The organism is Pumilibacter intestinalis (genome assembly GCF_943193005.1).
GTDB lineage: Bacteria > Bacillota > Clostridia > Christensenellales > Pumilibacteraceae > Pumilibacter > Pumilibacter intestinalis.
Genome location: NZ_CALPCH010000009.1, coordinates 16,572 through 31,455, shown reverse-complemented (window position 1 = coordinate 31,455; position 14,884 = coordinate 16,572). Strand labels below are relative to the sequence as shown.

The following is a 14,884-nucleotide window of genomic DNA, read 5'->3' as shown; positions in this document are numbered from 1 at the left end:
ACGTCACCGCCCGCTATTGCCGGTACCGGTCGGCTTGCCGCTGTTCTTGTTTGCGTTGGATTTTGGAATGTAAGCTCTTGAGTCAATGCTTTTTTGTAAAGTCGAACACGCATTTTGAGCGGTTAGTTTCACGTATGCGTCGCCTTTTTCCGGACGGTATAAACCACTTGACCGAAAGACTCGCTCTACTTGAGCTGCGTCTCCACCGCTAAAGAACGCAATCATATTGCACAGCTTGAAATCGCTAACCGAGTGATTGCCGCAAATATCATTGCCGTTCCAAAGCGCCTCGAAATCGGCAGCCACTTTGCTTGCGCGGATTTTATCTATCAAAGCGTTATCGTCCATTCCGAGCGGTACACTCGGTGCGCTGTATTGGCTCACTTGCTTAAGGTTGGATTTTAGTAGTTCGGTGAGCGCTGCACTCGGTGGCGCAAGCTCGCTCGGTGCATTGCCATAAATATCACCGGTCATGCTCATAAACCGCACGTTGTCATAAGTTTCGAGATTGATATTGTCGTTTCGAGCGCGGTATCCGTCGGGGCGATTTCCGGCATAAAAGATATGCAATCCATGCCCGGATACGCTACGCTCAACGTATGTACCTTGAGCTGCGGTTAGAAACTTCTGCGCAAGCTCGCTTGGTTTTCCGTTCTCGTCTATGTGGTGGTCAAGGTCAATACACGTTATGCCGCTGCCACTCATAGCAAAAGCAAGTCCGTCAAGTTTGTACCGCTTTGCAAGTGCCACAGCTTTATCGAACGTTGCCCATGTTGTAGATTTGTCGGAATGCGCCCATTTCAGATACATGCTGCTCGATACCGCGCGCGGTTGGTTTGGCGTTAGGGGTGTTTTTTTCAATTCGTACTTTTGCTTTTTCTCGTTGAAAACCCAACTCGTTCGGAACGCCACCCAATTCGGCAACGCTTTCATGGCGTCCGGGATATTCTCGAGCTGCGTCTTAAAAGCGTTCGGTTTGGTCTGCGGCTTTGCATTTTCTTTTTGTGTTCTTACTTTCTGGTGTTCGCCGTAAAGCCGCTCATACGTCTGTCCAATTCGCTCTACCGTCTTGCTTATATCGTCGCGTTTATAACTACCGTAAAACACTCCTTGTGTATCAAGCATGCCCTTGATTTTGCTATCAAGCTCGAGGGATTGCTTTTCATCATGTACACGCCCTTCCGTTTGAAATTTTGAGTTTTCCGGTCGAGCAACTAACATATTGAAATTATCGAAACTGTCATGATAAGCTCGAATTTGCTTTTTATACTCGTCGTCGATTTTACCGTCGCCGTAAACCATACCCAACAAAACCGGGCTGTCTGTCACTATAATTTCCGCGCTATTACGTATGCGGTCAAAACGTCGATATTGCTCATCAGTTACTTTTCGTTGGTCGTCAAGCTCGTTGGTACGATTTTCAAGAACAAGCTCTTTTGCATATTCGCTTACGTACTCAACATTGTAGCCCGCTTTTTTTAATGCGGCGGTCAATTCAAGCGCAGCAGTAGTTTTCCCGCTCCCCGGACCCGCATAAAAGTTTACCATTAGCGGCTTTTTATGCTCCGGCTCGGGTGGAGCCTTTTCTTGCTCGGAAATGTCATGCGTTTCCCATGTGCCGATTACTACGTTCTTACCGTCTCGCTCTGCAACCCACGCACCGCTTGCGGCATTTTCTTTTTGTGTTTTCTCATCGGTGAATAACGCAGATTTGTTTGCGGCGCTATCATAAGTAGATTGTTTTTCTTTGCTAACCGTATTGACATCAACATATTTTTCACGAATATCAGCATAAATTTTGCTGCTGCGCTCCCAATACTCCAAGGCTTCTGATTTACTTTCAAATCGCGTGAGAAACTCTTGTCTATACTGCTCGTCGTAATTGTCTAATATTGCATTTAATCTTGCATTGTCTCCAATCGCCAATCTTCTCGACGAACACTCATCTATTTGTTCGCCGCGAGGAAAACAGTCTTTCAAGCAATACCATGTGTCGTTTGCTTTGTCATGTAAAATACTGAAACCGGGATATTCCGCCATATCTTTTATTGCGCCTTGACCGACTACAGCATAATTCTGTATAGCTTCAACTGTTACAATAGGTGATAATGCATATTTTGTTTGTGCGCGTTGGCGTTCGTAATCGCAAACATAATCAGTTGCTCTCGAAGCGTCGAACATCGCGTCGATAAGTGTTTGCGGGTTATCACGTATAAGCCGCGCCCACGAACGCACGTATTCGGCGCTGTTCTCGATAGTGCGGTCTGAATAGACAAGTCCAAACTCGGCAGCGACAAGCACGCTCGATATTTCCGCAACGAGTTCCTCTCGAGCATACGCTGTAGAACCGAACCTACCGCCCTCTCGATTAAGCCGTGAACTATGCCCGGTACTGTGTGCCATTTCATGTAGTGCGGTGTTATAGAAAAACTCGTCGGATTTGAACGCTGTACGTTCGGTCAAGTGTATCTCATCAGACGCCGGGCTGTAATAATTGCGTCCGTTTCCGTCATAAGAAATCGGTGCTTGACTGCCGGCAATCACTTGTTCGATAAGCTCGTTACGTGCGGAAATGTCGGCGGGCGTCAATTCCGGCGCTTTGTACGGCTCTATGCCCACGACGTCACTTGCGTTAAAAACATAGTAGCTGCGCGCGAACGTTTGCAGGTTTTGACGCTTAAACTCTTGCCGCTCCATAAAGGTCATGTCTTTTATCTCCTCGCGGATTGCCTCAAGGTCTGCCTCTTTCTTGGTGCGACGGTCAATGATTTTATACAATTCGATTGGCACGCCCTTAGCTCCCTTTTTAACCTTGTAGCCGGCGTCGGTAGCTTGGTTAAACGTAAGCCAACGCGGGTCAGACTTATACGCAAGCATTAAGTTCAGAGCGTTCATGCCGCGATATTGGGCGCCGGAAACGGCGTTAAAAGGTTTGACGCGAACTCCTTGCATACCGTCGTCCCATGGTATAGCTCCCTCATCAAGACGAGAAAGAACACGGTCAACAAGTGCTTGGCGCGCTTTGCTTAGTTGCTTTTGTTCTTGCAGTTGTTCTATCTGCGTTTTTATCTTTGTGTTATTGGCATTTATGCGTGCTTTATTATACAAACTGTATTGTACGCCGATATTACGGTCACCGAGCAAATTCCCGTCAGAGTCATAGTCATACTCCTTGCCCCAAAATTCACCCTCTCCGTCATAAGTGGATACTGCTAAATCAAAGCTAATTCGTTTAGCTAATCTGCCTTGTTCGTCATACTCCTTAAAACTGCCGCTGCCGTCACTATAATAGCAATACGTTTGTCTATTGTTTTCGTCATACTGAAAGAAATTTTCGCCGTCATCATCACGGGAATATATGACATTGCCGTGGGCGTCTTTCTTTTCAATTTCACTCATTACTGCACCTCTCTAAAATAGACTACTATCTCTCTGCTTTGGGCGTATGTCCCTCTTGATTTCCACAGTTAGGGCATTTACCGGTAATTAGAATAGGAATCCATTCATAACCACATTTACCACATACCATTGGTTTACAAGCAATTTGATTGACTCTCAACAAGCCAAGCTCAACAAGTGACATTCTGCCAAACTGTCCATTGCGCTTTCTTTGATTGAACCTCATCACTGCACCTCAAAGTCATCAGACGGTTTCCCATACGTACCGTCATCAACGTTGCCGAGAACGTCGTCGAGCGATATTTGCCCGTCAAGAGTAGTTTGGTTGGTCTCATTTTCTTTTTTTGTGTTCTTCATCTCGTCGCTCCTTTGTCGCGTTGATTTGAACGCGGCGAAATTCCGCTTTGTATAAGTTCGGTCATTGCTTGCAACTCGCGCGGCTCGTATGCAACAAGTATGCTGTACAGCTCCGCGCTCACCTTATCCAACCGTTCCAGTGTAAGTCCGTGCTTGGCTGCAATCGATTTGAAATTTTCGTCCATAATCGATTATCGCCCCGCATTGCCGGTCGTCTTACCGTTTCCGGCAGCTTGTTCGGACGTTGCCGCCTTGCCCGCTTTGGCGAACTTATCCATAAAGCCGATTTCGGCATTTACTATGCGTAGCTTGGCACATTTACCCCCGTCGTTTTTTTGGTAAGTATTCAAATCGAGTTCGCCTTTTACGGTAAGCAAGCTGCCTTTGCCGATAGCCGACGATATAGACTCGGCGTACTTGTCCCAAACTTCCACGTCTACGTATGACGTTTTTTCATTGCCGTGATTGAGCGCAAGAGGAATTCTCGCTACTTTATGCCCGGACTTTGTTTCCTCGAGTTCAATATCTTGAGTAACTCTGCCTACCGCGACAATCGATTGCACGCTTGTGTTTTGACTGCCCAACGCATGAACGTCGGCATTAGCGATAGTCAAAGCCACACCGCTATCAGAGTTACGCTCGTACTTTTTCGCCTCTAATTGTCCTTGCACAAGTACCGTCTCGCCGTTCTTGAGCTTAGACAAGTTTTCTTGCTGCGCTGCACTCCATGTGCTGACTTCATAGAACGTCGGCACCATGAGAACCCCACCGTCGGGTTGCTTTACTTGCTTAACTGCACTGACAGTCATATTGCCGACTTTCTTGTTTCCGTTGGCTGTAGAAACCTCTTTTACCTCAAGCGGTTTCGTTATCTTGCCTACGATAACTACATTGCTACTGTTGTTCATATTTGCTCTCCCTATGAGTTTATTTTCGCATAGGGGCTTTTCTCAAATGAAAAAAGCCCATTGGTATTGCTGTTACCAATGAGCTGCTAATTTTCCTTATAAAGAAAAAACCCAGATAGCCTGCATTCTATCTGGGATTTATCTGTTGACGTCCAAAATCGTTGTTCGTATACAACATGCTTTGGAGCGTTGGCGGAGAAGGCGGGATTTGAACCCGCGCACAATCGCGGTGCTCTTACCCACTATCTCTAATTGATAAATCTACTTTGTTACTCAATAAATGCAGGCTCATTGATAACGTAAGTATAATAACACAAAAAAAACGCATTGTCAATAGTTTTGTTTTGGAATTTTTGAGCAACTAATAAACTATCTTTCGCGCCTCGCTAATCAAATACTCATCTGAAATGTCACTATATGTATCGGCAAGCCCGCCCAAAGAGTGTCCGACAAAAAGGTTTCGCGCAATATCACTTACCCCACATTCTTGACAGCGGGTATAAAATGTTGTGCGCATATCGTACAACTTATGCTCCGGCAAAACCAATTTGAATTTATCACGCAATCGGTTTACGTGATGAAATTTGAAATTGCGCAACTCATCATTACTCATATCAGCAAGATACGGCGCGAGCATAGGTGTTATAGGAATTTTCTTTTTGTGTTCTTTTCCGTCTTTTTGTTTGCTGTTCTTGGCAACTATAAATGCACCGTCAAACTCTACCGTTTTGTATTCGTTCGGTCTCAACCCGGTGTACAGTATAACCGCAAACATTTTTTGATACCGAGTGCCACTTGTCGCCGCAAGCAACCGGCACTCCTCGTCTTTGGTCAATGCCCTACCGTGCTGCTGTTCATACTCGGAAATGTATATCATATCGCAAGGATTATCACCGACAAGTTTATGCTTTATCGCCGCCTTAAATATAACGTTCAACAGTGATAAAATCTCATGTGCTGTCTTCGGTTTTTCCGACAAATTATCTATCAGCCGTTGACAATGTTGCGGCGTTATTCTATCAATCTGCAGCGTTCCGAATGCCGGCGCAATATGTCTATTGTAGCGGCGCAAATCTCTGACCTTTGTTTCCGGCGAAACTTTGCGCCAACGAAATTTATCAAAGTAGTATCGAGCAAAATCCTCAAAAATTGTCCGCTCGCTATCTTGCGATTGTGGCTGCAAATTGCTTAAAATACCAACAACCAAATCCAACTTGTCCGAAATGTTTTTGAGCATTTCCATTATCGTCATAATGCAATCTCCTTTGTGCTGTTGCCCCTTAAAAAAGAGAACTTTCATTATAACAAAAAGTCAAAAAAATTTCAAGATTTGCAATGAAAAGAGAGTACACATGTGGTGTACCCTCTCTGAAAATGCTCTTATTTCGTCGTAAAATCGCGCCTACGCGAGCTTATCGGCACCAACGACTACTTACTCAATGGCATTTACCCTTGCTTTATGAGCATATTTTTACGGGTTATCGGAGCCGCTTTCCGCCTCATCAACGGCGGGAACGTCCTCGTTCGGTACCGTATCCGGAAATACGGTATCAAGGTCAATTTGTCCCGAAAACATGCTCTCTACCTCGTCCGCAGTGACTACGTGCAGCATAGCTCGCTGCGCCGAACTGCCCATAAAAAACGCTGTCCCCTTGGGCTTATTTGTGCGTTGGATTTCCTCGATTTCAGCTACGGTTAAATTGCGCGACGCGAAAATATCTTGCAAAACTTCGATGTCTTTACCTTGCAAAGTCATGATAAAACTGTACTGCGTGTTGTTGATTATCGCCGAGGTTTTTTGTATGATTTCCATGTTCCCCACTATGTCGGCAAGATTTTGAGTAAGGAAAATCATGCTGCCGCTGTACTTACGAATACGCTTGTACCATTGATAAATGAAGTCAAGCGCGCACGGATTATTTGCGTCGATATACATGTATCCCTCATCGATAACGACTATGGGGCGCAACCGTTCGGAGCGGTCGAGCGTCGCATTTTTCTCGCGCAAATTTATGATTTGCTGCTCCAAAAAGCGCAACACGGTAAGCATTTGACCGTTGCTCGTAACCTTATTTTTCGCCTCAAATAATGACTGAAAATTGAACACCGTAAACTTGTCGGCAGCGTCAAGCGTACTCGCCCCGTTCCAAAGATTGGCGAAACGTCCACCCGACGCGAACTTAGCGAGATAGACTTCGGCGCGCTGCAAATTGCCGAACCGAACTCCGGATTTTTCTTTTGTGAGTTCACTCTTAACAAGCTCGTAGAGGTCATCAAATATCGGATACTGCTCGGGCTTGAAATATAAACAATCGGTGTCTTGAGTTATGCCCTTTTGCTTATAGCACTTGACTATCAGATTGTTGATTTCTTCGAGCGTATCCGGATTTATGCCGGGCAACGTCACCGCAAAAAAGTTTTCAAGATACTGCAAGTGCGCCGAAAACGTTGCTTGCGGCGGTGCCGGCTCTCCGTCATCGGTAAGCGTTTGGTAAATGTGGAACGGATTTATTCTTCCGGTCGTAGCCGAGCCGACGTCTATGAACGTGCCGCCTACGTTACGGCACAAATGCTTGTACTCGTTTTCGGGGTCGAGTACATAAATAACGGCATTCTCCGAGTAGAGCTGCGACAATAAGCTCTTTGCAAAATAACTTTTGCCGCTGCCACTCGTGCCGGCAATAAACATATTCGCGTTTACGAACTCGCCGCCGCTGTACTCCCACTTGAACGGGTCGAAAATGAACGGATAGCCGTTACTTTCCCCAAGCGTCATACCTTGCGGCTCGATTATCGAAGTGAACACGAACGGAAAGACTGCAGCAAGGCTTTCGCTGTTTATGCCGCGCATAAAGTTCTTGAGCGACTCGCGCGCGGTAATACTCCCCGAAATAAATCCGTCAAGCTGCCGCGCGCGGAGCATGGACACCTTAAAGCCTGACGTGATTATGCGCTGTCGAACACGCTTTCTAAACGCAGCATTGCTCTCCCCGGTATTGTTGTAACCGGTAATCGTCAACGTGCAATCAAATAGCCCCTCGTTCTCGTTCTGCAGACTCTGCAGCAAAGCGCCCATTGTCGAAAGGTGAGTGTCTTGAGCTATCATCTCCGACGCCTTGTTGCCGCTTGCTCTCGTGCCTATCTCAACAATGGTGCGGTCAATGCGCTTGACTGCTTTCTCACGGTCAACCGGGCGTATGTTCATCACAACTCGCGTGTTGTCGATATTGAAAATATCTGCACCCCATGCGTTACCGACAGACAACGGATAATCCGAAATCGCGTAGGTAAACGCATACTTTCCGTCGGTCGTGTAGTCTGCCAAACGGAAACGAATATCGTGCGGACGAATGTACTCAAGATATTTCTCGGGTGGTACCGTGTCAATGTCGCGCTCGTCAAAATCTCTCGTATAGCAATACTTGAAAAATACTGCGGCTTGCTTGCCGTCGAGCTGCGACGTCTTCAACCCGCAAGTGCCGAGCGCATGCTGCGCAGTATCGAGCAAAGCGCCGAGCGTCTGAACGTTGGCAGAGAAAAACACAAGATAATAATACGGGCGATATTGCTTTTGCACGTTATTTATCTCATCAAGCTGCTTAAGCCGAGAGCGCAGCACGAGGCGCTTTGCCTTGTCCTCGGAAGTCTTCTCGGCAACGCGGAGCTTGGCGAACGTCAAAGCCGAAATATCGTCAAAGTTTATTGGACGGTCAACCTTGACGATTTGAGCGCTCTCACCGAGCGATAAGGAATTGAACACCGCCGAGAACGCGGTTATTGCCTCGTTTTGCTGCCACTCCGATTTGAGAGCGAACTCGATACTGTCAACCTCGAGAACGCCGCCGACATACTCGCCGTAATCAAGCAAGCCGTCCTCACGGATTGTAAACTCCGGCAAAAGCGCCGAAATGTTCTTTGACGCCGAACGCGCGCCGTCATGGAAGTATTTACGGGAAAATATGTACTTGACGATATGCCCGAGTTCGGAGTAAGCTCTCCCACCGTCGCCGTCGGGAACAAACAACAAGGCGCACACCGGAACGTAACAAAGCAAGATATACCACTTACCGGGTATGTTCGACATGGCGAGCACCAACGCAAGCACGAGTAACAAGAACATGAGAATGAAATCGAGCAACGTAAACGTCTTCCATATCGTCGAGTTCATCTTAGACTTTTTGGGTATTAAACGCATAATCGAAATTTCCTTTTGAACGAATTTTAAGAACACAAAAAAGTGTGGGGGGGGTAAACAGCCGCGCGCGCCGCCGATATGTACAGCTTAAGAGCAACTACAGCTCGGTTTTTTACGGCTACGCCGTATTAAGAACACAAGGAAGAACGTGGAACGCGCACACTTGTTTCTATCGACACGTTACAAGTTTAGTATTTGTATACATACTCCCTTTTTGTGTTATTCCCTCGTTATATAATTTATTTTATATATGGGTGACAAAAATGAGCATACGTGGTGACAAAAATGAGCATACGTAGGTAAAAAAATTATAGTCGCAGCCGCTCAAGCGGTTTTCGACAATTTTCCCAACGTTTTCCGACGATTTTTTGCGGCTCATCAGAGGTGGTGTCAAAAATGAGCACACCTCGATTTCGCCCGCAATCGGCGCTCTCCGCCTCGTCATGGAAAATCAAAGGACTGTCCGAACAACTCGGCTCCGAGTCGTTGCGGCACATTTCTGCCCGTTTCTCGGCGATTTCGGCAGCCGCCGTCAAATAAATCCGTCTGCGGCGTATTTCTCGGGTATCTCCCCTATACTCCATTTCGACGCGCACAGCGTCCGCGTCTTGCAGTTCTTTTATCCAACGTCGCACGGTAGGTTCCGACGCATTGAGCAGTTCTGCAAAAAACGCCGCCGATTGCGAACAGAAACCGTCCGTCGGCGTCGCCGCGGATATTTCCGCATATAGAATTTTGGCTTGAACCGATAACGTCGTATTGCACAAAATATGAGACGGTATTACGGCATAGAGAGCTTGCGTTTTATGTAAGTCGAGTAACGGCGCAAGCGGACTTATTCGTATAAGTCGCCGCGCAATCTCACGCGTACTCCCTACGTATTCATAACGTATGGATATAAATTTCTCCGCCTCAAGCTCGCGCAGCAATCGAACGACAGTGCGCTCCGAAATATCGAGTACACGCATTAAATAATCATTCGACGCATAAGCCTCGCCGTCCGATTGGGCAAGCGACGTCAATGCTGCATAAAGCAACACGGCTCGCGGTGTGAGCTTTGCATTGTATCTGACCGCTGCGGGTAAGATAGCGAAAAAATTAGCGGTATCGTACATGTTTACTCCTTGCTCTTTTTATTTTTAACGTGCTTAACGGCATATGGGCTTACGCCGAAAGCGGCGGCAATGTCGCCCGCGCGTTGTTTCGCATGGTTCTCTTTATCTAATTGCGTACCGTATTCCATGCTTGCTTTGCTCCTTACGGATTGCCCGAGCTTATGAACTCCGCCCAAAAGCCCTTTGTCTAAACCTGTTTTTTGTGCGCCGATACTGCCCGACAACTTATTGCCGAATTTACCCATGCCGGAGCCGATTGAGCCGCCGAGAGTATTTTCTCCCGTCACGTGGTCTTTACCTATCCACCCCGCACTACTTCCAAAACCTTTGAGAGCGCGTTGAGTTGCAGCAACTCCGCTTGCAAAACGGCTACTTCGATACGCTTGTCCGCCAATAATTGAACCTGCCGCATTTACCGTTCCGCCACCTAAGGCGCCGAGCGCGTTTGCACTGCCCTTGAGCAATCCGCCCATTCGTTGCCCGTTTGCATTACGGTATCCGAAAGCAAGACGTCCCGCTGCCTTGGCTCCGCCCCATGCCGTCATAGCTCCGCCCATAAGCGTACGTGCGCTCTGCGCCATTTCGCGGCTCTCCTCTGCGCTCGTACCGAGCAATCGGGCAAATAGCAACTGCCCGCCGCTTATAGTGAGTGCGCCGCCGCATATCAGAACGAGTCGCAAAATCGAATTTGCAAAGCTGTTCTCGCTCGTTCCGAGAGAAACTCCCCACAAACTCGGCGCTACGATAGTGAATACGTTTACAGCTAAGACCGTGCCGAACGCGAGAAACACCTTGCTAATTACGGTTTCACGCCATAGCTTAAACTTGGCTCCGTCGTCAAGCGGTATAGTTGCGGCAATACCCGGCAGTGCGATAAACAGTAGCACAATATCGAAAAGCCGCTTTACGAGTCCGAACGTCGCGCTGATGAGTGCTATCATCAGAACGACGGCGCAAATATATGCAACCAAAAAGTTAAAAGCCTCCGGGTCTACAAGTCCGTCGTTTTTCCAACCGTAAGGTAACGGAACTACCATCCACTTGTCATCACCCAAAATATGCTCTACGTCTTCGTCCCAAAAATTGTCCCGCAAATCGTTTTTTGAATAGTAAACGTCACCGTCGGTATCTCCGTTCATCGCACCGAAAATATCTTTAGGACGCCAACCGTTGTATGTTCGTAAAGGCGTCAGCTTTTCCAAATTCTTTTCGGTAATTTTCCACGTCTTATTGCCGTTCTCATCTTCAATTTCCGTATATGTATCTTCGGGACGCAATCTATTTCCTTTGTCATCAAGAAAAATTATACGTCCGGTGCCGTCGTCATACCGCTTCGGCAGAAGCTGTCCGCTTGTAGGGTCTTCAACCTCAAAACGGTATAAATACGAAACAAATGTGTAATTTCCATCTTCATCTCGCTCGTTAAGTCCTTGAACGTCGTTTACGTCATACAAAAAGCCGTCGCCTACGGAGATATTTATTATCTCATGCGACATAAACGTTTGCTCTCCGTGATTTATACCTTTGTCTATCGCACTAAGCAAACCGTCGGCACAAGCTACGCCGACAATCAGCAACATTGCCATAAACAGCGATACCAACAACGTACTCATTGACTGTCCGAGCGTGCGCACGTGACTTTTGGTTTCTCCGCTGCGCGCATTTATAGCGTTCTTTACAACGGCAACAACGGTACAAACGGCGCAAATACCGATTGACGCAATGAAAATTACCCAAAACGCCCACTGCACCCCGTTAAGGTTCAGAAAGTACGAGCTTAAAGTCTGCTCGCCGTTTTCGGTAGTTACGCTGTCGAGTCCCGCTACACTTCGGAATACGACAAAAATGCTGTCTATAAAACCGAGTAGCCAAATAAGCCCTTGCATTAAAATTTCTTTCAGCCAAATAAGCATAATTTTACTCCTTGACAATTTTTTTACGTAATGATAAAATATATAAAAACACAAAAAGGAAGAATTTGTATGAAAAAGAAGAGTTTAGGGTTTTCATCTTTTGTTTTAATACTCTCACTGTTATTATCCGTTTTTGCCTTTGCCGCATGTACGGACGATTACTCCGATAGTAATGAGAATAACGAAAACAATGGTAGTAGCGGTAGAGTTTTAACCGAAATCGAAGACCGAATTATCGGCGAATATAAGCACTATGACAGTAGCAAAAATTTAAGTTACTCATTTCACCTTGACGGTACATATACAGGCAACAATTCAACCGGTATATTCAAACAAGGCAACGACGGCATTGACAGCATTTTCGGTCATTATTACGAAATTGTTCTTGATAGTAATACAATTTTGAGATATTACGACTTTAATAGTAATTCGCTTTATGTAGGGCGCACTGCAACTTATACCAGAATAAGCACCACAAGAGTATTACATAGCTCCGAAAGAATTATTGTAGGTTCATGGAAAAGCGCAAATTCGTCTAAAACCTATAAATTTAATTCGGACGGAACTTTTTTGCACGTAGGAAATTCGGGAAATGCTTACACAGACACATTTTTTTTGATAGACGAGGGCACAAACAACAAAAAAGGTCATTATTATGTCTTCAAATTTACTTATACGGCAATGTCCAATTGGTACATTTTTGACACTGAACCCAACATTGCATATAATCAAACAGGTTCAAAAATAGCAACTTTTTTATAACCTTACCCTTTCAGCCCGACCTAAGCGCCGGGCTTTTTAATTACCTTTGCGCTCGAGGAACATTTCGGGACAGTGGCTGCTCAAAACAGTTGCAAGCGGGGCTTAATCCGCGGCACTGTTTGTTTACACGTATATTGCCGCAAAACCCTGTAGGCTTGTTATAAAACGTCCGCGCGCTCGGTATGTAATATCTGCACTCCATACACTTTGGTTTCATAGACTATCTCCCTCGGCTCCCCGTTCCGTTCCCTGTCGGCTTACCGTCATTCTTTTTTGTGTTGTTTATCAAAGTAGTCGGTCGAGCGGCTTTGGACGCGGCGGCAACCTCGGCAAACGTTGGCGGCGCGCCGACCGCACTCTTAACATACGCCGCTTGAGCGGAAAAGCCATAATGCGAATTACCGGCGGTATCTCTGTAATGCTCTATATTGCCGTCTGCCGAATAATCGAGCTGCGTCTCCTTACCGTCGAGCGAGTACGACTTGACGCTTATGCGTCCGTCCGGGTACCGAGATACCTTTGATTTCACGCTGTCATAATCGCGGGCACCCGCCTCGTAGTCCTCGCTATCATAGCAGAAGTAGTCACGCACCTCGCTCGGAGAATAGTATTCGGTTTTATATACCCCACCGTCACTGTCTATCTCGGAAACCGTATTGTTGTAGCGGTCATAGCCGTAGCGGATTTCAGACGTGTACTGCACCGCGTCGTTCACGCCGTAAACGTTGTATCTGCTCAAGGTGATATTGCCGCGCTCGTCGGACTCGCGCCAACCCTCTTTTGCGGTATCGTGATAGTATCCGCGCTCCTCTACTTTATCGCGTGTTTTTTCATGAACACTCTTGTAGAGTTCTTCGGAACGGTCGGCGTACTTGTCCCAATACTCGCTTAAACCGTCGTAGTATTCGTAGCTCACCTCGTGGGCATGATAGCCGATTCCGTCCGACGAATACTTGTACGTCGTTCTGCCCTCGGCGTCTTTGCGCTCGATACCGAGAACGGCGCCGTTCTCGCCGTAATCGGTTATCTCGCTGCGCCCGTCGCTGAACGTCGCCGTAGTTTTGCTCAAATACTCCTTGCCGTCCTCTGCCTTGCTATACTCATAGGTCTTTTGCCGCCCGTCCGAATCGGCGTAAGCAAACGGCTTACCGTCCGGACGTTCAAGCGTCGTACCATAACCGTCGGGCGAAAAATCCAAATTATTTTCAGATAAGGGGTTGACAATCTCATCAAAACGGCGTATAATAATATTAGAGTCGTACTTGGCAAGAACACGGGGTAATTGGAACCCCGCCGACACTACCAAGTTGCGGCTTTTTTTATTGTCATAATACAGTACCCCATTTTGTTTAATCGAATTATTGATAAAACTCTCAAAGCTATCCTTGCCATATGTACTTGTGAGAACATTGCATGAAATTAGCCTACCGTTCGACCGCCCTATGCCGTTGTTTTTCAATGCAACTATAATCGGGCGGTCTTTTTTGTCCTTACAATCAGTAACGAGTACAATACTATCTTTCTGCGTAAGCGACGAAAGCACCATTGCCGGACTTTCTATGTACTGCGGCAAACTATCCATAAAATCTATCGGGAGATTATGGTGGTGTTCTTTATCCGTAGCCGTTTCCTCTTGAGCCAAACAGTTGCGGATATGCTTTTGCGTCATTACAATTTCACCGTCGGAAAAGCCTATATCTCGTATAAGCTGTGGCGTAACGCATACAGGTACCGTATCGAAGTCCTTATATTCGCCCGATACAACTTGCGCAACTCGTTCTTTGAAAGTACCTTGCATAAATTGCTCCTTTATCCTAACAGGCTACTGCAATATGGCAAGTACCGTAACCGAATTGTTTGCACTCACCCACTCGCTTAAAGCGCCTATGCCGAGCGGAGCGCCTACAGCCACAACAAAGATAATTATTATTCCCACTCCGAACGATATGAGCGAGCTTTTGGCGCTGCGCTTTTTCTGCTCGTCGCCGGCAGCGAGCCAATATTTGATACCGAGATATATTCCCCATGCTACGGCAAGTGCGCTTGCTATTGCAACGCAGGGCACCCACATGGAATTTATCAGTTCAACTATAGTATCCGACAAGTCGGTAAAGTCCGCGCCGTCGGCTGCAAGTAACGTCATAATCGACGAGATAAAAGTGTTCATATTTTTACTCCTTGATTTTATTTTTAGAAAGTCATTCAGACGCGCTGTGTCAGAATATTTTTTGAAAA

Annotated in this window: 11 protein-coding genes; 1 reads left to right on the top strand and 10 read right to left on the bottom strand. The window is 46.5% G+C overall.

Annotated features, from left to right (window positions below):
• Positions 1-3: 3 nt before the first annotated feature.
• The 8 genes from NFR55_RS05825 to NFR55_RS05795 form a co-directional block, all read right to left on the bottom strand.
• A complete protein-coding gene (locus tag NFR55_RS05825) occupies positions 4-3,399 on the bottom strand; it encodes a phage NrS-1 polymerase family protein (RefSeq protein ID WP_251547217.1) in 3,396 nt (1,131 codons plus the stop codon).
• Positions 3,400-3,624: 225 nt separating this feature from the next.
• Positions 3,625-3,756: a hypothetical protein gene (locus NFR55_RS10515; protein WP_275556912.1), complete on the bottom strand. Its 132-nt coding sequence runs from the start codon at positions 3,754-3,756 to the stop codon at positions 3,625-3,627.
• Positions 3,753-3,941, bottom strand: coding sequence for a hypothetical protein (locus NFR55_RS05820; protein ID WP_251547215.1), 189 nt, complete (start codon positions 3,939-3,941; stop codon positions 3,753-3,755). Before NFR55_RS05820 ends, NFR55_RS10515 begins: the two co-directional genes overlap by 4 nt.
• Positions 3,942-3,947: 6 nt before the next feature.
• Positions 3,948-4,664, bottom strand: a complete 717-nt coding sequence (ssb, locus tag NFR55_RS05815) for a single-stranded DNA-binding protein (RefSeq protein ID WP_251547213.1) — start codon at positions 4,662-4,664, stop codon at positions 3,948-3,950.
• 361 nt (positions 4,665-5,025) lie between these two features.
• Positions 5,026-5,916 (bottom strand): site-specific integrase, encoded by an 891-nt coding sequence (locus NFR55_RS05810; protein ID WP_251547239.1) that lies wholly within the window; start codon positions 5,914-5,916, stop codon positions 5,026-5,028.
• 219 nt (positions 5,917-6,135) lie between these two features.
• On the bottom strand, positions 6,136-8,859 hold the full coding sequence (locus NFR55_RS05805) for a VirB4 family type IV secretion system protein (RefSeq protein ID WP_251547237.1): 2,724 nt from the start codon (positions 8,857-8,859) through the stop codon (positions 6,136-6,138).
• A 308-nt stretch (positions 8,860-9,167) separates the two neighbouring features.
• Positions 9,168-9,974 carry a helix-turn-helix domain-containing protein gene (locus NFR55_RS05800; RefSeq protein WP_275556913.1) on the bottom strand — a complete coding sequence of 269 codons (807 nt, stop codon included), beginning with the start codon at positions 9,972-9,974 and terminating at the stop codon, positions 9,168-9,170.
• Between the two features lie 2 nt (positions 9,975-9,976).
• A complete protein-coding gene (locus NFR55_RS05795) occupies positions 9,977-11,887 on the bottom strand; it encodes an Mbov_0396 family ICE element transmembrane protein (protein ID WP_251547233.1) in 1,911 nt (636 codons plus the stop codon).
• A gap of 69 nt (positions 11,888-11,956) precedes the next feature.
• Between NFR55_RS05795 and NFR55_RS05790 the strand changes: the two genes are divergently transcribed.
• Positions 11,957-12,649 (top strand): hypothetical protein, encoded by a 693-nt coding sequence (locus NFR55_RS05790; protein WP_251547231.1) that lies wholly within the window; start codon positions 11,957-11,959, stop codon positions 12,647-12,649.
• A 220-nt stretch (positions 12,650-12,869) separates the two neighbouring features.
• Here the strand turns inward: NFR55_RS05790 and NFR55_RS05785 are convergent, their stop codons facing one another.
• Positions 12,870-14,447, bottom strand: a complete 1,578-nt coding sequence (locus NFR55_RS05785) for a MuF-C-terminal domain-containing protein (protein ID WP_251547229.1) — start codon at positions 14,445-14,447, stop codon at positions 12,870-12,872.
• Between the two features lie 24 nt (positions 14,448-14,471).
• Positions 14,472-14,816, bottom strand: a complete 345-nt coding sequence (locus NFR55_RS05780) for a hypothetical protein (RefSeq protein ID WP_251547227.1) — start codon at positions 14,814-14,816, stop codon at positions 14,472-14,474.
• Between the last annotated feature and the right edge of the window lie 68 nt (positions 14,817-14,884).

Excerpts from the sequence above, each read along its gene's own strand:
- NFR55_RS05820 (WP_251547215.1), bottom strand. The coding sequence starts at position 3,941 with ATGGACGAAAATTTCAAATCGATTGCAGCCAAGCACGGACTTACACTG.
- NFR55_RS05810 (WP_251547239.1), bottom strand. The coding sequence starts at position 5,916 with ATGACGATAATGGAAATGCTCAAAAACATTTCGGACAAGTTGGATTTG.
- NFR55_RS05785 (WP_251547229.1), bottom strand. The coding sequence starts at position 14,447 with ATGCAAGGTACTTTCAAAGAACGAGTTGCGCAAGTTGTATCGGGCGAA.
- ssb (WP_251547213.1), bottom strand. The coding sequence starts at position 4,664 with ATGAACAACAGTAGCAATGTAGTTATCGTAGGCAAGATAACGAAACCG.
- NFR55_RS05825 (WP_251547217.1), bottom strand. The coding sequence starts at position 3,399 with ATGAGTGAAATTGAAAAGAAAGACGCCCACGGCAATGTCATATATTCC.
- NFR55_RS05805 (WP_251547237.1), bottom strand. The coding sequence starts at position 8,859 with ATGCGTTTAATACCCAAAAAGTCTAAGATGAACTCGACGATATGGAAG.
- NFR55_RS05800 (WP_275556913.1), bottom strand. The coding sequence starts at position 9,974 with ATGTACGATACCGCTAATTTTTTCGCTATCTTACCCGCAGCGGTCAGA.
- NFR55_RS05790 (WP_251547231.1), top strand. The coding sequence starts at position 11,957 with ATGAAAAAGAAGAGTTTAGGGTTTTCATCTTTTGTTTTAATACTCTCA.
- NFR55_RS10515 (WP_275556912.1), bottom strand. The coding sequence starts at position 3,756 with ATGAAGAACACAAAAAAAGAAAATGAGACCAACCAAACTACTCTTGAC.
- NFR55_RS05795 (WP_251547233.1), bottom strand. The coding sequence starts at position 11,887 with ATGCTTATTTGGCTGAAAGAAATTTTAATGCAAGGGCTTATTTGGCTA.
- NFR55_RS05780 (WP_251547227.1), bottom strand. The coding sequence starts at position 14,816 with ATGAACACTTTTATCTCGTCGATTATGACGTTACTTGCAGCCGACGGC.